The following is a 21,890-nucleotide window of genomic DNA, read 5'->3' as shown; positions in this document are numbered from 1 at the left end:
ATCGGACGTCACAGCAGCCGACGCACCACGCGCTTCCTTCACACGCTGTCGGACGGCGTGATCCTCCGTCCCTGCCTCTCGTGGGATTTCCGCAGGGCGTCCCGGTAGGACGCGTCCAATTTCGTCGAGTGCACCGGGACTCCGCCCCGGTTACGGATGCGGCGGGCCCTAGCCGGGTAGCGCGGCCGGACCTTGAAGGGGTCGAACAGCGTGTGCACACAGGTGCCGAGGTTGTACATCCCCAGCCAGGCCACCCGGTACAGGGCGGGTGCGGCACCCTTGACGCGGAAGACCTCGGCGATCGAGCGGGCGTCGTCGGCCAGCCGCCACCACGGCGAAGGCGTCACGAAGAGGCCCAGCTCCCGCCCGATCGCCTCGCCCAGGCCGTATCTGTAGCCACTGCGCAGGTCGGCCGCGCCGGTCTGCTCGGCGTGATGGATCACCGCTTCGGTCCGGAGCCGGACCGGGATTCCGGCGAGCTGGAGGCGGAAGTCGAATTCCCGGTCCTCCTGGAAGTGGATCAGGTCGGAGTAGTGGTACCCGCCGATCCGCGGCAGGATGCGGACGTCGTAGATGAGTGGCGGAGAATAGGCATTGCTGTGGTCCGACGTCTGGAACTCGCGGGCCCGCCGGATCACCTTGCTGCTCCACCCCTTACCGTCGGTGAAGACGCACTGGCCTTTGACCACGGGGTGCTCCACCACTTCCCGGGCCATGAGCCGGATCGTCCCCGGGCGAAAGGTGCAGTCGGAGTCCATGAATAAGAGAAACCGCCCACTGGCCACCTGCGCACCGATGTTGTATGCGGCACCGATATTCGCCTCGGGTATCTCCGCCACGGTGTGCCGGTGCCGGCAGTTCTTGACGATCTCTCGCACTTCATCGCTGGCACCATTGAGGGCGAATACCACTTCGACGTCCTCGTCAATACTTTCCAGACATTGCGCCAGCTTGATGTCGTCTTTCACAGGAATGATGACGGAGGTAGCAGCAAGAGCCTCCTCCTCGCTCAGTGCTTCCCGACCCGTCAACTATTCGACCGCCTTCTCACTCTGTCCGGTCCACGCGTAGCCGAGATCCTGCCGCAAGCAGGTGGGCCCGTCAATGGCGCCTATTGGCCGCTTAGCGGGACTGATCATTCCGGATGGATGAAGCATCAATGGCGAACGAACCCGGGTCCCGTCACACGGACCATTAATCGCCATATACGGTGAGGGATACCGCGCAATCCGACAGGGCGCGAATCGGTCGACATCCCCCGGCTCCCCCGAATCCGGTGCGACGCCGCAGTTCGGAGGCGCGCGCACCATCGGCCGGCCCGGGACATCGGGCCACATGTGCTACAGAGGGGAAACATCAGATCGAATCGGACAAGATGCAGCCAGAGATACCCCTTTCGTGCCACATGGTGCCAACCCCAGCTGGCATCGGGCGCAAATTTTCCGGGAACCCGTGAATCACCATCGGCGCGGGTATATTCTCCCTCGTGCCGGGAGGCCGCCGCCATTGGCAGACGCGGATCGATGCCGATTCATTTGCAGAACATGACCATCAGCCAACGGGACCGTCCATACTCGGGGTGAACTAATGTTAGTAAGTCTGATCATTCCGTCCTTCAATTCCCGGAACGCACTTGAGGTCTGCCTGACATCCCTCAACCATCAGCGCCTCGGGCCGGCGGACAGCCTTGAGATCGTCGTCGTCGACGACGGCTCCGACGACGGCACCCGCTCCATGGTCGAGAACTTCTCGTGCAAATTCCCCCTGCGCTGCATCCACAAGCCACGGACCCCGGAATCCGGCCGGTCCGCCGCACGGAATACCGGGATCGAAGCGGCAACGGGCGACCTCGTCGTCATGATCGACGCGGACGAAGTCGTACCGCCCACCTGCGTCGCGGAGCACATCCGGTACCACGAACGTCGGCCCGATCTGGTCGTTCTGGGACCGCGGGGATATTTCGCCGAAGGACACATCGACCTTGAGCGGCTCAGTTCGGAATTCACCTTCGACGCGCTGCCGCCGGTCATCGGCGGAGATTCCCGAGGCGGAGTCCTGGCGAAGCTCTCGCACAATCTCAACAACATGGCGACGTGCTGGCACTACCTCTTCAGCTGCAACGCTTCCGTGCGCAGGGAACATCTGTCGGCCGTGGGCGGATTCGAGGAGTCCTTCACCGGCTGGGGCCTTGAGGACTCGGAACTCGGCTACCGCCTGCGGCAGCGGGGCCTCGCCTTCGCCTACAACCCGCAAGCCGTCCTGTACCACCAGCACGCACAGGTCCTGGACAAGGACATGTACGCGGACTGGCGGGTCAACCTCTCCCACTTCACCACCCTGCATCCCGCCCCCGAGGTGGCTGCCCAATGGGTGCTGGACCGCTCCTTCGACCCCGCGACGACGGACCTGAGCTGGGTGGAATGCTGCCTGCGGTTCGAGTACGCGGCACGCGCCTTCGAGGGCCGGCTCCCCACAACGACCCCTTACCGGCTCATCGAGGTCGCGGAGGCCGACGTGGAGCGGGCGCGCGCCGAACTGCCCGAACTGGCCCGGCAGTCCCCCCTCCTCCTGATCGACCACACGGGGGACGGCGAGCTGGCGGCCCTCGCGCAGTGCGTGGAGACACCGCACGACCTGGTCTATTTCCCCCGGCCCGGAGCCGAGGAGCGGACCCGCATCCTCGCCGCCCACCCCCACACCGCCCAGAAGCCGGGCACTTCATGACGGCCGGGAGCGATCCCCTGATCCGGGTCGAGGAACTCACCAAGTACTACCGCCGGCCGAGGAGCTTCGACGGGTTCCTCGGGGGCGTGCGCACGCTGTTCACCCGCGAGGTCGAGGAGGTCCGCGCGGTCGACGGCGTCAGCTTCACGATCGAGGCGGGCGAACTGGTCGGGTACCTCGGCCCGAACGGCGCGGGCAAGAGCACCACGATCAAGATGATGAGCGGGGTCCTGGTCCCCACGAGCGGCCTGCTGGAGGTCAACGGAGTCGTCCCCTGGAGCGACCGGGAGAACAACGCCCTCCAGATCGGCGTCGTCTTCGGCCAGCGCAGCCAGCTCTGGTGGGACCTGCCACTGATCGAATCGTTCAAACTGGTCGGGAAGCTCTACCGAATCCCGCAGGCCACCTACCGGAGGAACCTCGACCGCTTCATCGAGATGCTCGACCTGGCCCCCTTCCTCGACCGCCCGGTGCGCCAGCTCAGTCTGGGCCAGCGCATGCGCGGCGACCTGGTCGCCTCCATGCTCCACGAACCGCCGCTGCTCTACCTGGACGAGCCCACCATCGGCCTCGACGCGCTGGCGAAGGAGAGCATGCGGGTCTTCGTCGAGGAGATCAACAGGGAGCTGAACACCACGATCGTCCTCACCACCCATGACCTGGCCGACGTGGAGCGCCTGTGCGACCGGGTCGTTCTCATCGATCAGGGGCGCGTGCTCTACGACGGAGCGGTGGACACGCTCAAGAAGGCCTACGCCCCGAACCGGACCCTCGTGGCCCAGATCGCCCTGGACACCGCCACGGGCGAGTTCCCGCGGGTGTCCCTGGACGGCCGCCCGGAATGGACGCTGCTCTCCCAGGAGGGCAGCGAGGTCAAGGTCGCCTTCGACGCGGACAGCACATCGGCGCAGGAAGTGATCGCCTCCTTCAACGCGCTCCACCCCGTGGTGGACCTGTCCATCGTGGAACCGGACCTGGAGGGCGTGGTACGGGAGATCTACGGAGCCCGAAAGACGGTGACATAGGTTTTGGCCACCGAGGCCCGCGCCCCGCACCGTCGCTTCCGTAACGCACCGGCATACGCGCAGATCATCCGGGGCCGCCTGCGGACGGCGGTCGTCTACCGCCAGAACGCGGCGTTCCTGCTGGCCGTCGTCATCGTCCAGACCTACATCCTGCGCAAGGTGTGGACGACGCTCTACGACGGGGCGGCGGAGGTCGACGGCGTCGCGTTGCAGTCGCTGCTCGTGTATCTCACCCTCGCCAACCTTCAGAACTGGGCCCTTCAGGACCCCTCGGTCGGCTCCTACATGTACGGGCGAATCCGCGAGGGACAAGTCGCCTTCGACCTCCTGCGACCGCCCGGCTTCGTCCCGCAGATGCTGGCCCACCTCTGCGGCTCCAGCCTGGCCATGCTGCTGTTCGCCGTCGCGGCGCTGCCCGTGGTCGCGTTCGCCGGCGCGCTCGGCCCGCCCGCCTCGGCCATGGCCCTCGGGTACTGGCTGGTGAGTCTTGTCTGCGGGTACGCGGTGGCGATCCTGCTGAATCTGATCATCGGCATGGTGGCCTTCTGGACCATGGAGATCAACGGGGTCACCGTGCTCTACTACCTGATCAACCAGTTCCTGGCAGGGGCGCTGGTCCCCCTCTCCTTCTTCCCCGACGTCCTACGGCACCTGGCCGACCTGCTTCCCTTCCAGGCCACGACCTACACACCGGTCGCCATCTACGTCGGCCAGATCGCCGAGGACCGGGCCGCGCGGGCCATCGGAATCCAGATCCTGTGGGTGGTGCTCCTGGCCCTCCTCGCCCGCCGGATCTGGAAAGCGGCACTGCATCGCGTCGTCGTGCAGGGAGGGTGAGCGTCCGTGAAGAGCCTGAGCATCACCTGGGCGTTCTACAAAGCCGCCATCAGAAGCGAGATGCAATACCGTCTCAACTTCGTCATGCTCACCGTCCTCGGCCTGGTCTACCAGGGCAGCGGTTTCGCCTTCGTCTGGGTCGTACTGCGCAAGTTCGACACCATCGCCGGATGGTCGTTCGGTGAACTGGCCCTGCTGTACTCCATGAGGCTGCTCGCACACGCCGCCTGGGTCGTCCCGTTCCACCAGATCGAATTCCTGGACCACACGGTCCGCGAAGGGAAGTTCGACCGCTACCTGGTGCGCCCCCTGAACCCGCTCCTCCAGGTGGTCACCACACGGTTCCAGATGAACGTCATCGGAGACGTCGTCGCCGCGGTCGCCCTGTTCTCGGTCGCCGCGGTCCTCACCGGCCTGGACTTCTCGGCACTGAACGTGCTGTACCTCCTGCTGGCGGTCGCCGGAGGCGCGATGGCCGAGGGCGCCGTGATCATGATCGTCTCCTCGCTCAGCTTCCGGTTCGTGCAGACCTGGGCCGCCAACCATCTCGTCGACAACATCTACCTGATGTTCGGCTCCTATCCGACGCGCATCTTCGGGTCCGCCCTGAGCTGGGCCTTCACCTGGATCATCCCGGTGGCCTTCGTCGCCTACATCCCGTCGAGCGTGCTGCTCGACAAGACCGGCGAGCTCCACGTACAGCAGGCCGTCGCCTTCGGCGCCCCGCTGATCGGCGCCCTGTGGTTCGCGGCCGCCTACCGGCTGTGGCGGAGGCAGATCCGCGGCTACCAGAGCGTCGGGAACTGAAAGCGATCAGGAAAGCAATCCACCAGGAGGCTCGGATGAGTTGGGAACGCATCAAGGCAATGGCTTCGGAGCCGAACTTCGCCGTACTCAGCACGCTCATGCCCGACGGCCGGCCGCAGAGCCAGCTCATGTGGATCGACGCCGAGGAGTCGTGCCTCGTCGTCAACACCGAGGTGCACCGCAGGAAATACCGCAATGTCGTCGCCGACCCCCGGGTGACCGTCACGGTGTTCGACCGGACCGACCCGTACCGCTACGTCGAGGGGCGCGGGGAGGTCGTGGAGATCATCCACGGCGACCGGGCCAGGGCCCACATAGACGAACTGAGCGAGAAGTACCGCGGCAAGCCCTACGACGCCGAGATCAAGAGCACCCGGGTGATGCTCCGCATCCGCCTGGACCGCATCGTGCCGGGCAACACCGACTGAGTCCCGCCCAGGTCACGTGCCCCCGCCCGCTCACAGCCCCCGAACCACCGTCACACACCGTGCATCCATCGAAAGGTTGTCCCATGCATGACGAGTTCAGCGCCCTCGCCCTCTTCCGTGACGGACCGCTCACCGCTGCGGAGTTCACGGCGGCCATGGACCGGCACGGTGCAAACGCCCCTGCCGCCGAGAGCGCCCTGCTCGCGCTGCGGACGGGCAAGCTCCTGGAGGCGGTCGCGACCGACCCGGCCGCCGGGGACGCACCGGTCCACGGCTTGAGCGAGCGGGGCAAGGCGGAACTCACCCGCGCCGTCACCGAGGCCGCCGCGGAACTCAGCGCCTCCGGCCCCGTCTCCCTCCTGGTGGGCCGCCCCGAGTCGAACCGACGCGGCCACGACGGCGAACCGCTCCCCATGGCGGTGGGCCACCAGGGGAAGGCCGAGGTACGCCCCGAGCTCTGGCCCCCGTACGACCTTCCGCAGCACACCCCCACGGAGAGCCTGGGCACCAGGCGTGACGTCTCCTGGTGGCCCTGGACCGTCCCCGAGCCGTGCGGCTGTCTGTGGGCCAGGCCGGGCGGGGGCGACTGGGCGTTCGTGCCGCGTGGCGGCCTGGCACCGTGCGCCCGCCCGGCGAGCGCCTTCGAGGGCCTCGCCACCCCCGCGACCCGCACCGACGGCCCCCTGGTCACGGCCGTCATGCCGACCGCCGACCGGCCGCACTTCGTCCAGCGGGCGATCAAGTACTTCATGGAGCAGACGTACCGGTCCAAGGAACTCCTGGTCGTCGACGACGGCCTGACCCCCGTGGACCACCTCGTCCCGCAGAACGACTCGATCCGCTACCTCCGTCTCGACGGAAAGAACACCATCGGCTCCAAGATGAACGCCGGCGCGAACGCCGCACACGGCGAGATCCTCTCCCAGTGGGACGACGACGACTGGCACGGCCCGAACCGGATGGCCACCCAGGTGGCGCCCATCCTGGCGGGGAACGCGTCCATCACGGCATTCGAAGGGGCGCCCTTCTACCACCTGCCCACCCAGCGCACCTGGTCGGCGCCCAACAGCCTGATGCGGCTGCACCACAAGAACGGCATCCACTGCGGCACCCTGGTCTACACGAAGAAGGCCTGGCAGAGCACGGAGGGCTACCCGGACCTGTCCTTCTTCGAGCAGACGACCTTCCTCGACCGGGTGCTCGCCGCGGGCGGCCACCTGGAGACCGTCCTCAACAACGCCCACTACGTACAGATCCGCCACACCACCAACACCTGGCACGACGACGTCCTGGGCATCCCGGGATGGACCCCCCAGGAAGACATGCCGTGGCTCCCGGACGAGGCCCTGGACTTCTACCGCTCGCTGCGGAAGTAGCCCTCGCGAGCAGCCCGGTGGGCGGGCGGCACCGCCCACCGGGGACGGCCCCGGGCAAGGCCACGCGCAGGGCGGGTGCCCGCCCGGGGCGTCAGGCCGACGAGGCCACAGGCTGCCCGGCCGGGGTCCCTCGCATGGCGTCCTCGCACCAGGCGGTGAAGGTGGGGTCGCACACGCGGTCACGGAACCGGCCGATTCCGACCCAGCGCAGTACGCCACCGGCCCGGTCCAGAGGGAAGTAGGTCTCGCCGGGCCCGGTGGTGCCGGCCTCCGGCCTGCCGGGCGGTTCGGGTGTCCATCCCAGAGCGGTGACCGTGTCCATGGAACGAAGGTTCCCGAGGACGCCCGGCATCGTGCGGGTCCCCCTGCTCAGGTCCAGGTGCTCCACCTGCACCGGCCCTGTGTCGTCGGTCGCGCACAGGGAGGTGGTCAGGTCCCCGCCCGTCTGGCCTGCGCGCCCCAGGACGATCTTCTCCTGCATCAGGATCCTGCCGGTGCCGTGCAGCCGGATCCTGGTGTCCCGGTGGGTGGCGATCCCGTCCGAGACCACGAACGGCTTGCCCGCCCAGGTCAGCACCGCTCCGTCGCCCACCGTCGCGTGGACCGTCCAGGAAGACGGCGCGTCACCTTCGTACGCGACCGTGCCGGTCGACTCCACGACGTCCAGCCACGCGCCGGGAGCGACGTCCACTTCGATGCGGACGTCGTCGCCGGACAGCAGCAGCGCCTGGGTGGCGAGCAGGCCCACTCTGGCACCACGGGCGTCCTGATCCATGATCCGCACCGTCAGGTGCCCGGTCGTACGGTGGACGCGGCTGCGGCTCCCCGCGGGGGTGACGCTCAGGCGGGTCGGGCCGGTCACGCGCGCTGCCCCGCATGCGCCGGAGCGTGGTCGTGGGTGTGCGTGGTGCCGTCGGTCCGGGTGTGCGTGTGGGTTTCCCCGCCGTCCTGACCCGCGTGGAAGTGCGGTGCCATGGGGCCGGGGTCGACCGGGGTGTGCTCGCCGGTGCGGTAGCGGGCGAGGGTGTCGCGGACCCAGCAGGTCAGCAGTCGGACGGACGCCTCGTCGTGCCGGGAGAGCGCGACCACGGGGGAACCCTGCCGGGCGTCACGCCCCTCGCGTGTCATGCGCTCGACGTCCACGCCCACATGCTCGCCCAGGTCGGTCTTGTTGATCACGAGCAGGTCGGCGCGAGCGATGCCGGGGCCCCCTTTCCGTACGACGTCACCGCCGCCGGCGACGTCCAGGACGAACAGTTGGGCGTCCACCAGTGCGGGGGAGAAGGTCGCGGTGAGGTTGTCGCCGCCGGATTCGATGATGACCAGGTCCAGTGGGCCGAAGTCGGCCTCCAGGTCCTCGGCCGCCAGCAGATTGGCCGTCACGTCGTCGCGGATTGCCGTGTGGGGGCAGGCGCCCGTCTCGACCGGGCGGATGCGTTCGGGGTCCAGCACTCCGGCGCTCCTGAGGAAGCGCGCGTCCTCGTCGGTGTAGATGTCGTTCGTGATGACGCCCAGGCTCAGTTCCCCGGAGAGGGCCTGGCACAGCGTCGCGATGAGCGAGCTCTTGCCGGTGCCGACGGGCCCGGCGACGCCCAGGCGCATGGCACGGGTGGGGGCGGTGGCGTTCTCAGGCACTGAAGAGCCTCTCTGTGGCGGTGTCGTGGGTCTCGGCCCAGCGCTCGATGAGGGGAGCGCCGTGGGCGGGGATGTGCTCCGGGAGGCGGAGGAGGGAGACCTGATCGGCCATCTCGTCGATGTCGGGGAGGAGTTCGTTCACCCACGCCGCGACGAGCAGGGGGTCCTGCGGTTCGAGCTTGAGCAGGGCCGCTGTGACGGTCTGGGCGTCGTCGTACCCGACGAGACGGGCCACGTCGGCGGGGTCCATCGCGGCGCGGTGCGCGAGCAGGCCGAGGACGACCGGGCGGGACCAGGTGCGTGCGCGGGCGTCGACGGGGCCGGGCCAGAGCGCCTGCAGGACCCGCAGGTATCCGCGCCCCAGACGCCGCCCGTTCGCCCTCAGCGCCCGGCTGGGGGTCCGGGCGGCCCAGGCGGCCTCGACCTCGGCCAGGTCACCGCCGTCCTCCGCGACCGCACGCGCGACGACGGCGGTGCCCGCCTCCACGCGGGTGACGGTACGAAGACGGGAGCGCAGGTACGCGGGCACCTCGGCAGGCGTCGTACCGGCCCGCAACGCCGGCTCCAGACCGGCGGACTGCGTATGTCCTCCGGACGGGAGTCTGGCGTCGCCCAGCAGGGCGAGCAGGAGCGGAGAAGTGCTCATGGGGCGCCTCAGAACAGCATGTATCGCTGGGTGAGGGGCAGGCTCCTCGGCGGTTTCGGCTGGTCGAGGTACCAGTAGTCGCTCAGGCTCCTGTGCCGGGTGAGGTTGTGTCCCGCCGCGGGGTCGACCCGTGGGATCTGCACCGCGATCTTGAACGTGCTCGGGTCGATGTCGATGCCGTACCGCCCGTCGTTGAAGATCATGTCCGCCTTGCCGACGTCCTTGACGGGCTTGGCGCCCCTCAGTTCACGCCGCAGGCCGAGGGTGGTCGCCAGGGAGTCCTTGAACACACCCTTGCCCTTCACTCCGTCGTAGGGGTCGGAGTCCGGGGGAGGGTTGAGCACCGCGTCCGAGACGAACGAGTAGGACAGGTGGGCGGCGATGGCGGCGGCCATCGCCGGGCGCAGGAGCGTCGGCTGCGGGGTCGAGACCGAGCCGTTGGGATCGCCGAGGTTGCCGACCACCATGGCGCCGCCCTTGATGACCACTTCCGGCCGCACGGCGAAGAACCGCGGGTCCCACAGCACGAGGTCCGCCAGCTTGCCCGCCTTCACCGAGCCGGCGTACGCGTCGATGCCGTGGGCGATGGCGGGATTGATCGTGTACTTGGCCACGTACCGCAGCGCACGGGCGTTGTCGCCCCGTCCCCGGTCGGCCCCGTAGAAGAAGTTCGCGTCCTTGAAGGTCAGGTGGCTCCACTCCTTCATGACGTGGGCGACCTGCCAGGTACGGGTCACGACCTCCCCGATGCGGCCCATGGCCTGGGCGTCGGAGGAGGTGATGGACATGGCACCCATGTCGTGCAGCACGTCCTCGGCGAACATGGTCGTGGAGCGGATGCGGGAGTCGGCGAACGCCTGATCGTTCTCGTTGCTCAGATCGAGGTGGTGGGCCGAGGCCAGCATGTCGATGTGCTCGGCCAGCGTGTTCACGGTGTACGGCAGCGTCGGGTTCGTCGACGCGGGCAGGACGTTCGGCTCGGCGGCCACCTTCAGGATGTCCGGGGCGTGCCCGCCGCCGGCGCCCTCGGCGTGGAAGACGTGGACTCCGCGCCCGTCGATGGCGTCGAGGGTGGTTTCGACGAAGCCGGACTCGTTCAGGGAGTCGGCGTGCAGGGTGACCTGAAGACCCCACTCCTCCCCGGCCCTCAACGCCGCGTCCAGCGCTGCCGGGGTGGCGCCCCAGTCCTCGTGGACCTTGTACCCGCCGGCCCCCGCGAGCGCCTGCTCGTCCAGGCCGTCCTTGCTGACGGTGTTGCCCTTGCCCAGCAGCATCACGTTGACCGGCAGGTCGTCGAAGCTGCGGTGCAGGTTCACCAGGTGCTGAGGTCCGGGCGTCACCGTGGTTGCCTTGGACCCTTCCGAGGGGCCCACACCGCCGCCGATCAGCGTGGTGGTCCCGGTGGACAGGGCCTCCAGCACCGCCGAGGGGGAGATGTAGTGGACATGCGTGTCGACGGCTCCGGCGGTGAGGATCTTGCCCTCGCCGGAGATCACGTCCGTGGAGGAACCGATCTCCAGCCCCGGAGTGACCCCGTCCATGACATCGCTGTTGCCGGCCTTTCCGACCGCGACGACCTTGCCGCCCCTGATTCCGACGTCGGCACGCACGATGGAATGGGCGTTTCCCCGCTCCAGCGCGGGTTCGACATCCAGAATGATCACATTGGTGATCACGGTGTCGGGGGCGCCCTCCGCACTCGTGGTCGTCCCCTGCAGCATCGACTCGCGGATGGTCTTCCCGCCGCCGAAGATCGCCTCGTCACCACCGAACGTCAGGTCCTCGGTGACCTCGATCCAGAGGCTGGTGTCGCCCAGGCGGACCTGGTCGCCCACGGTCGGGCCGTAGGACTTCGCGTACTGCGCGCGGGTGATGTTCGCCATTGCATTCCTCCAGCTGGATGTACGAGGCCCGGTCAGTCGAGGGCGACGTCGTCGGGCCCTTTGCCCTTCCTCAGGCCCGGAACACGGCGCCGTCCACCGATCGGCACGACCTCGATCGCATCGCTGGGCGCGTTCTCGGGGCTGAACCGCATCGAGTCCCCCGGAGCGATGTCGAGCCGGCACCCCCAAGGTGCCTTCCCCGGCGTCTTCGACCGGTCGTACGCCAGCGCGCGGGCCGCGGCGATCTGCTCGGCCCGCACGCGCCGGGGATCGGTCAGAACGGTCTCCGCCTCCGTCGCGCTCTCCAGATCGGTGAAGAACAACAGGTCCTCGTTGACATCGGCCAGGTGGAAGTGCGAACCGACCTGGATGTCGCGGTCACCGACATTGACCACGTAGACCGTGCCCTTGCCGCCCCGGGAGTTGAGCACATGCTCCGCGGCCGGGTCCTTGACCCACACTCCTCCGACCTTGTACCGGGAAAGTGAGCAGGCCTCGCCCGGGTCCAGGTCGGAGGGCGGCCGGACTCCGGGCTCCTGGCCACAACCATGTGTCCGGTCGGCGCACGGACACACGACCGGCACCGGCGTCGACGGATTCGCAGCCAGCGGCTGGAAGTAGGGCATGGGTTCGTCCTCAGCGGATAGGGGCGGGCGTCGTCGCGGCCTTCGGGGCACGGATCGGGTCATAGAGGGTGACGAGCTTGCGGCCATCGGGGAAGGTCGCCTCGATCTGGAGGATGTCGAGCATCTCGGCCACGCCGTCCATGACGTCCGCGGTCGTCAGAACGCTCTCGCCCTCGCCCTGGGTGTCCCCCTTCCGCTCGTCCAGGGGAACGCCGGCGTCGCTCGTCATCTGGTCGACGGTGTAAGTGCCCGCCCGTGCCTCCTCGATGACCCAGCAACTGATGTAGGCCACGGCCTCGGGGTAGTTCAGCTTGATGCCGCGCTCCTTGCGATAGCTGGCCAGCATCCCGGCCATGCTGAGCAGCAGCTTCTCCTGCTCCGAAGGAATCAGATGCATCCGTGCTCCTCTGTGATGGTGAGAGCGCCCCCGGCTCTCCGGCCGGGGACGACGACACCGCCCGCCTCCGCCGCGTTCCGGGCCACCAGGACGCATCCACCGATGCCTGGGGCCTCTTCCGGATCCGGGGACGAACATGTGTCGGCAGCGCGATGCGGCTCCACCGGGTTCATCAGCATCATCAGCCGAACCACCAGCGCCGCCGCCGATCATCATGCGGCGGACAGGGCTGCCGCGGCATAACCGCACCATCACCCTCAAACGGATGCCGACACGAGCACGTGACCGAAACCAGGGAAGAGAAGCACCCGCGGCCGTGTCACCGGGACTCCGGACCCGTACAAGAGTCCTGACGAGGAGCGAGGGCAGCCCCGGAACGGCAGAAAGCCCCGCCGGTCTCCCGGCGGGGCTTTCTGTTGCGATGCGGTGGACCTGTGGGGATTTGAACCCCAGACCCCCTCGATGCGAACGAGGTGCGCTACCAGACTGCGCCACAGGCCCTTGCAACGAGTGAAACTCTAGCACCCTCAACGGGGTGCTCGGAAATCCGTTCCGCGCTGGTCAGCTGTGGCGGTGTCGCCGCGGGCCGGGCGGGCGGGTCACTCGTTGGCGGCGCGGGGGCGGTCGCCGTCCTCGTACTGGTCGAAGAGCGGGGTGCGGCCCCGGTCGCGGGAGCGGCGGGACTGGGGCGCGCGCCGGCGTGGGGCCGGTTCGGCCGGGGGCGTCGCGGTGTCCTGGGCGGGCTCGGCGGTGCTGGAGCGGGCCGCGCTCCAGGTCTCCGGGTTGCCGACCTCGACGCCGCCCGTGGCGCGGGGGGCGACCGGGGCGGTGACGTAGGTGGGGAGGGGGACCGGGACGGGCTCCCAGCTGTCGCCCTGGACCGGGCCGCGCTCGCGCTGCTGGTCCACCCACTCCGCGTGGTCCGTCTGCTCGACCAGGGCGCGGCGGCCGGCCTCCTGGGGGGAGACCGTGGGGGCGGGTTCGGGGGCGGGGTGGCGCGCCTCGGAGTCCTCGTCGGCGTCGGCGGGGGCCGGCGCGGCGGGCTGGTGGCGGCGGGGGCGGTTCTCGCGCAGCCGCTGGGCGGCCACCTCGGCGCGGCGCTGGTCCATGGTGAAGGCGAACCTGCGCCGCTCGTGCGCCCGCAGATGCGCGATGTACGCGCTGAGCAGGACGGCCGGGACGGCGGGGGCCCACAGGAAGCGGAGGCCGCCGACCGCCGCGACGATCGCGCCGAGCGTGAAGACGAGGAAGAGGACGACGGTGGTGCGCCGACGGCGCGCGAGGACCTGGAGGCGCTGTGCGCGCCGGGCGCGCTCCGCGTCGATTCCGCCGGGGCGCACGCGCCGCCGGGCGGGGCCCGGGGCGGCGGACTCGGCGGGCTCGGCGGGCCGTTCGCGCCGTCTGCGGGGCGCGCGCTCCGGCGCACCGGCCGGGTCGTGGACCCGGGCCTCGGTGTGCGCCGGGGGCGCGGCGAAGGCCCGGACGTCGACGGATTCCATTCGGTCCGTGCTCACGTCCGGGTCGGCGTCGGGTGCCGCCTCGTCGTCGGTGCGCTCCTGCAGCCCCTTGGCATATCGGCGCTCCATCGCCGCCCGGCCGGACAGCAGCCGGATGGCGGTGCTGAAGCGTTCCGTGGGACGCGCTTCGTTGAGTTCGTCCTGCCTGCGGAGCCACATCGGCACCAAGTAGGCGGCCCAGGCCCCGACGATGACTGCGTAGATGAGGCCGCTGCTGCTCACATCTCACACCGTAGAGGGGTTTGCGCGGAGGCATCCGCCAATTGGCGCGGTGTGTCGCACGATCCGGCTGATATCGCGGACTTTTTTTGTGATTGTTCAGATCAACAGTGGGTCTTTGCGTGTTCGTTAGCGGTCATGCTTCGCCTTGTACACGGACAGTCCCGATCCAATTCGAACACGCATTTCATTTTGCGGGGTGCTCCGGCCGCTCCGGCCGGGCCCGGTGCCATCTGCGCAGCAGCCCGTCCGGCACCTCCTCCGCCGTGAGGGCGTAGATCAGGTGGTCCCGCCAGGCCCCGTCGATGTGCAGATAACGGGGACGCAGCCCTTCCTCGCGAAATCCGAGTTTCTCCACGACGCGGCGGCTCGGCCCGTTCTCCGGGCGAATGCACACCTCGATCCGATGGAGTCCGACCACGCGGAAACAGTGGTCGACGGCGAGAGCGACAGCCGTCGGCATCACTCCCCGCCCGGCCACCTCCTGGTCCACCCAGTAGCCGATGTGCCCCGAACACATCGAGCCCCAGGTGACCCCGGCCACGGTCAGCTGACCGACCAGACGGCCCCGGTACTCGATGGCGAACGGCAGCATCCGGCCCGCGTTGGCCTCGGCGCGCAGGTGGCGGATCATCTGGCGGTACGTGGGCCGCTGGGCGACGGGGCCGCCGGGGGCGGGCGGCGGGACCGTCGCCTCCCAGGGGCGCAGCCAGTCCCGGTTGCGGCGGTTGACCTCGCGCCACTCGCGCTGGTCGCGCAGTTTGATGGGCCGGAGGGCGACATCGCCGTCCGCCAGGATCACCGGCCAGGTCGGGACGTTCAGCTCGGGCTCCCGGGTCGGGGGTGGTCGCCGCCGCGCAGCTGGTCGACGGCGTGCACCAGCAGCCTCTCCAGGACGGCGAGCCCGTCGCGCACCCCGCCGGTCGAGCCGGGCAGGTTGACGATCAGGGTGCGCCCGGCGACGCCCGCGAGGCCCCGCGAGAGCGCGGCGGTGGGAACCTTGTCGCGGCCCTCGGCCCGGATCGCCTCCGGGATGCCGGGGACCTCGTGGTCCAGGACCCGGCGGGTGGCCTCGGGGGTGCGGTCGGTGGGCGAGATGCCCGTACCCCCGGTGGTGACGATGACGTCGTACGCGGCGGCCTTCCCGGCACGCAGCGCCCGCTCGACCGGGTCGCCGTCGGGCACGACCTCGGGGCCGTCGACCGTGAAGCCGAGCCCGGTCAGCGCCTCGGCGATCAGCGGTCCGCCCTTGTCGGCGTAGACCCCGGCGGACGCGCGGTTCGACGCGGTCACCACGAGGGCGCGGTACGGGGGCCCGGCGCTCACGCGTCGGCTCCGGGCGGCGCGGTGCGGACGTAGTCGCCGGACTTGCCGCCCGATTTCGCCTCGACGCGGACGTCCGTGATGACCGCGGACTTGTCGACGGCCTTGACCATGTCGACCACGGTGAGCGCGGCGACCGACACCGCGGTCAGGGCCTCCATCTCGACGCCCGTGCGGTCGGTGGTCTTCACCGTCGCGGTGATCTCCACGGCGTCGTCGGCCACGCTCAGCTCGACGCCCACACCGGAGACGGCCAGCGGGTGGCAGAGGGGGATCAGGTCCGGGGTCCGCTTGGCGCCCATGATCCCGGCGATCCGGGCGGTGGCGAGGGCGTCGCCCTTGGGGACCCCCTCGCCCCGGAGGAGCTCGACGACACGCGGCGACACGAGGACCCGGCCGCTGGCGCGGGCGACGCGCGCGGTGACGTCCTTCCCGGAGACGTCGACCATCCGGGCGGCCCCCGCCTCGTCGATGTGCGTCAGCCTGTTCTGCGTACTCAACTCACTCCGCCTAGCGGTAGGGCGCCGATTCCCCGGTGCCGCACCGGGTGCGGGGCCGGGGCCCGGGGGGTGTCCCCCGAAGGCACAGCGGCAGATACCGTACCGCCACCGGCCCGCGGTCAGCGGAGCAGGACCACCTCGGTGTCGGTGCCGGGCTCGGCGGAGGTGACGTCCTCGGGCAGCACGATCAGCGCGTCCGCCTGGGCGAGTGCGGCGATCAGATGCGATCCGGAACCACCGACGGGCGTGACGGTGCCGGCCTCGGCGTCGTAGCTCCCGCGCAGGAACTGGCGGCGGCCGGCCGGTGAGGTCAGGGCCTTGTCGGCGGCGAGCGTGGCCCTGGCCGTGGGGCGGTGGACCTCCGGCAGGCCCATCAGGGTGCGGATCGCGGGCCGCACGAACAGCTCGAAGGACACGTAGCTGGAGACCGGGTTGCCCGGCAGGGCGAGCAGCGGGGTGTGGTCGGGGCCGATGGAACCGAAGCCCTGCGGTTTGCCGGGCTGCATGGCGAGCTTGCGGAAGTCGACGCCGCCGCCCGGCTCGTCCTCGTCGCCCACCGAGGACAGGGCCTCCTTGACCACGTCGTACGCGCCGACGCTGACGCCCCCCGTGGTGACGACGAGGTCGGCGCGGATCAGCTGGTCCTCGATCGTGGCGCGCAGCGTCTCGGCGTCGTCGGCGACGGCACCGACGCGGTAGGCGATCGCTCCGGCGTCCCGGGCGGCCGCGGTGAGGGCGAAGCTGTTGGAGTCGTAGATCTGGCCGCCGCTCAGCTCGCCGCCGGGCTGCACCAGTTCGCTGCCGGTCGACAGGACGACGACGCGCGGGCGCGGGCGCACCTTGATGGTGGAGCGGCCGATCGCGGCGAGGAGCCCGATCTGCGGTGGCCCGATCACCGTGCCCGCCTTGAGCGCCAGGTCGCCGGGGCGTACGTCACTGCCCCTGGCCCGGACGTGGGCGCGGGCCTCGGCCGGGCGGTGGACGCGGACCTCACCGCCCGCGCCCTCGGGGGCGTCGCTGTGGGCGCGCATCGCGGCGGCGGGGCCCTCGCCCGTACCGCCGTCGGTCCACTCGACGGGGACGACGGCCTCGGCGCCCTCCGGGAGCGGGGCGCCGGTCATGATGCGGGCGGCCTCGCCCGGTCCGACGCGCCGGCCGGTGCCGAGGCCGTCGTCGCCCGCGGCGACATCGCCGATGACCGTGAGGACGGCGGGGAACTCCTCGGTCGCGCCCTCGACGTCGGCGACGCGCACCGCGTAACCGTCCATCGAGCTGTTGTCGAAGGGCGGCAGGGCGATCTCCACCACGACGTCCTCGACCAGGACGCAGCCCTGCGCCTCGGGCAGTTGCAGCTCGATGGGTTCGAGCGGCCTCACCGCGGCGAGGATGTCTTCCAGGTGCTCGTCCACCGACCAGATCGTGCTGCTCACGTGCTACATCTCCTCGGTGACGTAACTGCGGAGCCAGCTGCGGAACTCCGGCCCCAGATCCTCACGTTCGCACGCGAGTCTGACAATGGCACGCAGATAGTCGCTGCGGTCGCCGGTGTCGTAGCGCCTGCCCTTGAAGACGACGCCGTGCACCGGGCCGCCGGCCTTCTCGTCCTCGGCGAGCAGTTGCAGTGCGTCGGTGAGCTGGATCTCGTCTCCCCGGCCCGGTTCGGTCTTCCGCAGTATGTCGAAGACGGCGGGGTCCAGGACGTAGCGGCCGATGACGGCGAGGTTGCTGGGCGCCTCGGCGGGGTCCGGCTTCTCGACCAGGCCGGTGACGCGCACCACGTCCGCCTCGGCGGTGGTCTCCACGGCCGCGCAGCCGTACTGGTGGATCATCGCCGGCGGGACCTCCATGAGGGCGATGACGCTGCCGCCCTCGCGCTCCTGGACCTCGGTCATGCGGGACAGCAGCGGGTCGCGCGGGTCGATCAGGTCGTCGCCGAGCAGCACCGCGAAGGGCTGGTCGCCGACGTGCGGCGCGGCGCACAGCACGGCGTGGCCGAGGCCGCGCGGGTCGCCCTGGCGGACGTAGTGCATGGTGGCGAGGTCGCTCGACTCGCGGACCTTGCGCAGCCGGTCGGCGTCGCCCTTGCGGGTCAGCGCGCCCTCCAGCTCGTAGTTCCGGTCGAAGTGGTCCTCCAGGGGCCGCTTGTTGCGACCGGTGATCATCAGGACGTCGTGCAGTCCGGCGGCCACCGCTTCCTCGACGACGTACTGGATGGCAGGCTTGTCGACGACAGGCAGCATCTCCTTGGGAGTGGCCTTGGTGGCCGGCAGGAAGCGGGTCCCGAGGCCCGCCGCCGGGATGACGGCCTTGCTGATCCTGGGGTTCGACTGGGTCATGGCGTGAACCCTAACCGGCACACATGGGCGGAAGATGAGCCTCCGGTTAACTTTGTCCTCATATAGCCGCGTACGAGAAGTCGATGGGTGCCCCGTTGAACACCGAGATGTCCGCAAAGGCGCTCTTGCGGCGTGAACTGCTCGCCGCGCGCCGCCTCCTGACGGATCAGGACGCCGAGCGGGCCGCCGCGGTTCTCGCCCGGCACGCGCTCGCCCTCCCGGAGATCGGCGGGGCCCGTACCGTCGCGGCGTACGTCTCGGTGGGGCGCGAGCCGGGCACCCGCGCGCTGCTGGACGCGCTGCGCACGCAGGGCGTACGGGTGCTGCTGCCGGTGCTGCTCGCGGACAACGACCTGGACTGGGCGCTGTACGAGGGGCCGGGCGGCCTCGCGAAGGCGGGCCGCGGACTGCTCGAACCCGTCGGTGAGCGGCTTGGCCCCGATGCCGTCCTGGACGCGGACGCGGTGCTGCTGCCCGGCCTCGCGGTGGACGCGCGCGGCATGCGGCTGGGCCGGGGCGGCGGCAGCTACGACCGGGTGCTGGCCCGTCTGACGGCCGCCGGGGCCACGCCCGCCCTGGTCGTCCTGCTGTACGCGGCCGAGGTGGCCGCGCGGGTCCCGGCCGAGCCGCACGACTTCCCCGTGAACGCGGTGGTGACACCCGAGGGCCCCCGGCGCTTCAGCGCGGGCTGAAGCACCGGGGGCCCTCGGGCGGTGTCCTGTCGGTCAGGGCCGGCGAGCCGCCTGGGTACAGGCGCTCACGGCTTGAGGGTCAGCGTGTCCTTCGTCGTCCCGGCCACGGCGTTCGTGCCGTAGGCCCAGGGCAGCAGCTCGCCGTTGACCCACTTGTCGGTCTGGTCGGTGTAGTGCGCGCTGAACGCGTGCCCGGAGGCGCCGGTGAGGTTGATCCAGCGGGACTTGTCCCAGTCGCCCACGTTGACGACCATCCGCATCGACGGCACCCAGACCACCTCGTAGCCGCCGGCCGCGTTCCAGCCGGTGGCGTCCACCGCCGCCTCGCCGCCGCCGAGGTTCCACGGGCCTCGGTTGAGGACCCGCTGGAGGAATCCGGGGCCTTCCGTGCCGAGGGTCTGGTTCTTCAGGGTCAGCTGGTGCAGCCGGCCCCAGTTCCAGGTGGTGATGTCCTTGCCGAGCTTGGCCGTCAGCTCCCAGCGCGCGTCCTCCATGGCACGGGCGAACAGCTCGTCACGGGTCTCGGTCGCCTTGTCCTTGCGGCTCTTGGGCGACTTCCACCAGTCGCTCTCCGGCTTGTCCATGAGGTTCGCGACGACCTGGTACCAGCGGTCCCCGCCGTCCGGCTGCGCGGAGTCCGGGGAGCGCTGCCCGCACTCGCGCACGAGGCGGTCCTGCTCGTCCACCGGGCCCGAGCTGTTGGCGGGACGCACGTTCAGGCACTCGCCCTCGACGCGCATCTCCTTGGGCAGCTTGTCGCCGAAGGCCAGCTTCAGGATGTTGCGCCAGACGCCGTTGAAGTACGCGGCGGCGGCCGAGTCGGCCTCCTGGGTGTAGTCCCAGCCCTCCAGCAGCTTCTGCGCCTGGCGGACGTCCTTGTCCGAGACATTGATCTTCAGCAGCTCGGGCACCAGCAGCGCGGCGATCTCGCTGGTGTTGTCCATCTGCATCTTCTGCATGTCTTCGGTCGAGATCTTGCCGCCGCCCTTGATCTTCGACTGGACGAGGTCGTTGATCCGCTGGCTGCGGCTGCCGTAGCCCCAGTCCTTGGTGAGCAGGTAGGGGTACTTGTCCTCGTCGATCACGGCCTGGTTGGCGGTGACGATGTAGCCGCGCTTCGGGTTGTACTCGTAGGGCAGCTCGTCGAACGGGATCGGGTCCTTCTTCCAGCCGTACGCCGAGGACCAGCCGGGGCTGGGCGTGGTGCCGTCGCCCTGCTCGCGGACCGGGATCCTGCCCGGGGCCTGGTAGCCGATGTTGCCCTTGGTGTCGGCGTAGATGAGGTTCTGCGAGGGAACCTCGAAGTGCTGGGCGGCGGTCCGGAAGGTCGTGAAGTCCTTGGCGCGGTTGAGCTCGAAGACCGCGTCCATGGAGTGGCCGGGGTCCAGCGCGGTCCACTTCAGGGCGACCGCGTAACCGTCGGCGCGGTCCGGCGCGGAGTTGGCGACGGGGGCCTTCTGGCCGACCTTCTCCAGCTCGCTGCTGCGGTCGGAGACCAGCGGGCCGTTGTTGGTCTCGCGGACGGTGATGTGCCGGTCCTTGCCGCCGGCGACCTTGATGGTCTCCTCGCGGGTGGTGAACGGCTTCGTCTTGCCGTCGTACAGGTAGCCGTCGGCGGAGACCTTCTCCAGGAAGAGGTCGGTGACGTCGGCGCCGAGGTTGGTGAAGCCCCAGGCGATGTCCTGGTTGTGGCCGATGATCACACCGGGCATGCCGGAGAAGGTGTACCCGGCCGTGTCGTACTTGCAGGTTTCGGAGACCGCGCGGCAGTGAAGGCCCATCTGGTACCAGAGCGAGGGCAGCATCGGCGCGAGGTGCGGGTCGTTGGCGAGCAGCGGCTTGTTGGTCGTCGTGTACTTGCCGGAGACGACCCAGGAGTTCGAGCCGATGCCGGTGCCGTTGGGGCCGAGCAGCGCGGGGATCTCGTCCAGCGTGTCGGAGAGCGCGCCGAGCTGTGTGGTCAGGCCCTGGGTGGCGCCCTCCACGGTGGTCGCGCCGCTGCCGTCGGAGCCCGTGGCCTCGGGGTCGAACTTCCCGGTCGCCGTGGAGATGGCGCCCTCGGTGACGATCGGCTCGTGCTTGTCGTACGGGTAGTCCGGGTACAGGTCCTTGATCTGCTTGCTGTCGAGCCGGCTCGTCATCAGCGAGCGGTCGATCTCGTCCTGCATGTTGCCGCGCAGGTCCCAGGCCATCGCCTTCAGCCAGGCGACGGAGTCGACCGGGGTCCACTTCGACGGCTTGTAGTCGTTGGTGAGGCCGAGGGCGGCGTACTCGACGGAGATGTCCTTGCCGTCGCGCCCTTCGAGGTAGGAGTTCACACCGTCCGCGTACGCCTGGAGGTTCTTCTTGGTCTCCGCGGACAGGACGGTGTCGTACTCCTCCTGCGCGACCTTGCGCCAGCCCAGCGTGCGCAGGAAGGAGTCCGTCTCGACCTGGCCGGAGCCGAACATCTCGGAGAGCCGGCCGGCCGTCAGGTGGCGGCGGACGTCCATCTCCCAGAAGCGGTCCTGCGCCTGGACGAAGCCCTGGGCGCGGAACAGGTCGGCGTCGGAGTCCGCGTAGATCTGCGGGATCCCGTAGCCGTCGCGCTTGACCTCGACGTTGCCGCCGAGACCGGCGAGCTGGATCGTCCCGCTGGTCTGCGGGTACGAGGCGCGCACGGTGGATACGGACCAGTACGTTCCGTAACCGATACCCGCGACGAGCGCCAGCACCAGGACGATCACGATCAGGCGGGCTCGTCGCCCCTTCTTCTTGCGCGACCCGCCACCGGCGGTACCGGTGGAGCCGGAAGAGGCGGTTGTTGTGGCGGGCATCGCTGTCCTTCGAGGGCAGGGCGGTCCTGGGAGTGCTGGAGCAACCATAGGCGCAGCGCGTAGGCCACTCGGACGCGGTATCAGGATGGCTCGAATTGCGTAG

At 69.8% G+C, this 21,890-nt stretch carries 21 protein-coding genes and 1 tRNA gene; 7 read left to right on the top strand and 15 right to left on the bottom strand.

From position 1 onward, the window contains the following. Positions 1-38 precede the first annotated feature (38 nt). Positions 39-1,031: a glycosyltransferase family 2 protein gene (locus tag B082_RS35945; protein WP_078622551.1), complete on the bottom strand. Its 993-nt coding sequence runs from the start codon at positions 1,029-1,031 to the stop codon at positions 39-41. Positions 1,032-1,587: 556 nt separating this feature from the next. On the opposite strand from B082_RS35945, the gene B082_RS35940 reads away from it, so the two are divergent. From B082_RS35940 to B082_RS37430, 6 genes are all read left to right on the top strand, one after another. Further along, on the top strand, positions 1,588-2,724 hold the full coding sequence (locus tag B082_RS35940; RefSeq protein ID WP_018551916.1) for a glycosyltransferase family 2 protein: 1,137 nt from the start codon (positions 1,588-1,590) through the stop codon (positions 2,722-2,724). Next, positions 2,721-3,749 (top strand): ABC transporter ATP-binding protein, encoded by a 1,029-nt coding sequence (locus B082_RS0111355; RefSeq protein ID WP_018551915.1) that lies wholly within the window; start codon positions 2,721-2,723, stop codon positions 3,747-3,749. Before B082_RS35940 ends, B082_RS0111355 begins: the two co-directional genes overlap by 4 nt. 3 nt (positions 3,750-3,752) lie before the next feature. Next, on the top strand, positions 3,753-4,586 hold the full coding sequence (locus B082_RS0111350) for an ABC transporter permease (protein WP_018551914.1): 834 nt from the start codon (positions 3,753-3,755) through the stop codon (positions 4,584-4,586). 6 nt (positions 4,587-4,592) lie between these two features. Further along, positions 4,593-5,393 carry an ABC transporter permease gene (locus tag B082_RS0111345; RefSeq protein ID WP_018551913.1) on the top strand — a complete coding sequence of 267 codons (801 nt, stop codon included), beginning with the start codon at positions 4,593-4,595 and terminating at the stop codon, positions 5,391-5,393. Between the two features lie 35 nt (positions 5,394-5,428). After that, complete coding sequence (locus B082_RS0111340) at positions 5,429-5,821, top strand: PPOX class F420-dependent oxidoreductase (protein ID WP_026249671.1); 393 nt, start codon at positions 5,429-5,431, stop codon at positions 5,819-5,821. A gap of 83 nt (positions 5,822-5,904) precedes the next feature. Then, positions 5,905-7,197, top strand: coding sequence for a glycosyltransferase family 2 protein (locus B082_RS37430; RefSeq protein WP_018551911.1), 1,293 nt, complete (start codon positions 5,905-5,907; stop codon positions 7,195-7,197). 91 nt (positions 7,198-7,288) lie between these two features. Here B082_RS37430 and B082_RS0111330 read toward each other — a convergent pair whose 3' ends face one another. The 13 genes from B082_RS0111330 to galU all read right to left on the bottom strand — a co-directional run bounded on the left by B082_RS0111330 (position 7,289) and on the right by galU (position 18,279). Beyond that, a complete protein-coding gene (locus tag B082_RS0111330; RefSeq protein ID WP_018551910.1) occupies positions 7,289-8,059 on the bottom strand; it encodes an urease accessory protein UreD in 771 nt (256 codons plus the stop codon). Then, a complete protein-coding gene (gene ureG / locus B082_RS0111325; RefSeq protein WP_018551909.1) occupies positions 8,056-8,799 on the bottom strand; it encodes an urease accessory protein UreG in 744 nt (247 codons plus the stop codon). The genes B082_RS0111330 and ureG overlap by 4 nt, the downstream gene beginning before the upstream one ends. Positions 8,800-8,824: 25 nt before the next feature. Next, complete coding sequence (locus B082_RS0111320; protein ID WP_026249669.1) at positions 8,825-9,478, bottom strand: urease accessory protein UreF; 654 nt, start codon at positions 9,476-9,478, stop codon at positions 8,825-8,827. An 8-nt stretch (positions 9,479-9,486) separates the two neighbouring features. Next, positions 9,487-11,361: an urease subunit alpha gene (ureC, locus tag B082_RS0111315; protein WP_018551907.1), complete on the bottom strand. Its 1,875-nt coding sequence runs from the start codon at positions 11,359-11,361 to the stop codon at positions 9,487-9,489. 32 nt (positions 11,362-11,393) lie between these two features. After that, positions 11,394-11,822, bottom strand: a complete 429-nt coding sequence (locus tag B082_RS0111310) for an urease subunit beta (protein WP_018551906.1) — start codon at positions 11,820-11,822, stop codon at positions 11,394-11,396. Positions 11,823-11,997: 175 nt separating this feature from the next. Next, entirely contained in the window at positions 11,998-12,384 is a 387-nt protein-coding gene (gene ureA, locus B082_RS0111305) for an urease subunit gamma (protein ID WP_018551905.1), read from the bottom strand. Positions 12,385-12,811: 427 nt separating this feature from the next. Then, a tRNA-Ala gene (locus tag B082_RS0111300) sits at positions 12,812-12,885 on the bottom strand. 98 nt (positions 12,886-12,983) lie between these two features. Then, positions 12,984-14,123 (bottom strand): gephyrin-like molybdotransferase receptor GlpR, encoded by a 1,140-nt coding sequence (gene glpR, locus B082_RS0111295; protein ID WP_018551904.1) that lies wholly within the window; start codon positions 14,121-14,123, stop codon positions 12,984-12,986. 184 nt (positions 14,124-14,307) lie between these two features. Next, complete coding sequence (locus tag B082_RS0111290) at positions 14,308-14,922, bottom strand: GNAT family N-acetyltransferase (protein ID WP_018551903.1); 615 nt, start codon at positions 14,920-14,922, stop codon at positions 14,308-14,310. Positions 14,923-14,939: 17 nt separating this feature from the next. After that, on the bottom strand, positions 14,940-15,446 hold the full coding sequence (locus tag B082_RS0111285; RefSeq protein ID WP_018551902.1) for a MogA/MoaB family molybdenum cofactor biosynthesis protein: 507 nt from the start codon (positions 15,444-15,446) through the stop codon (positions 14,940-14,942). Continuing rightward, on the bottom strand, positions 15,443-15,943 hold the full coding sequence (gene moaC / locus B082_RS0111280) for a cyclic pyranopterin monophosphate synthase MoaC (protein ID WP_018551901.1): 501 nt from the start codon (positions 15,941-15,943) through the stop codon (positions 15,443-15,445). Before moaC ends, B082_RS0111285 begins: the two co-directional genes overlap by 4 nt. Positions 15,944-16,062: 119 nt before the next feature. Then, positions 16,063-17,373 (bottom strand): gephyrin-like molybdotransferase Glp, encoded by a 1,311-nt coding sequence (gene glp / locus B082_RS0111275; RefSeq protein WP_018551900.1) that lies wholly within the window; start codon positions 17,371-17,373, stop codon positions 16,063-16,065. Between the two features lie 3 nt (positions 17,374-17,376). Next, positions 17,377-18,279, bottom strand: coding sequence for a UTP--glucose-1-phosphate uridylyltransferase GalU (gene galU, locus B082_RS0111270; RefSeq protein WP_018551899.1), 903 nt, complete (start codon positions 18,277-18,279; stop codon positions 17,377-17,379). Positions 18,280-18,362: 83 nt separating this feature from the next. On the opposite strand from galU, the gene B082_RS0111265 reads away from it, so the two are divergent. Continuing rightward, a complete protein-coding gene (locus B082_RS0111265) occupies positions 18,363-18,971 on the top strand; it encodes a 5-formyltetrahydrofolate cyclo-ligase (RefSeq protein ID WP_018551898.1) in 609 nt (202 codons plus the stop codon). A 65-nt stretch (positions 18,972-19,036) separates the two neighbouring features. Here B082_RS0111265 and B082_RS0111260 read toward each other — a convergent pair whose 3' ends face one another. Further along, complete coding sequence (locus B082_RS0111260; protein WP_026249667.1) at positions 19,037-21,787, bottom strand: penicillin acylase family protein; 2,751 nt, start codon at positions 21,785-21,787, stop codon at positions 19,037-19,039. Positions 21,788-21,890: the final 103 nt, after the last annotated feature.

Origin of the sequence: Streptomyces sp. ATexAB-D23 (genome assembly GCF_000373645.1) — a bacterium.
In the GTDB taxonomy this organism is placed as follows: domain Bacteria; phylum Actinomycetota; class Actinomycetes; order Streptomycetales; family Streptomycetaceae; genus Streptomyces; species Streptomyces castrisilvae.
This window is presented reverse-complemented; position numbering and strand designations above follow the sequence as displayed.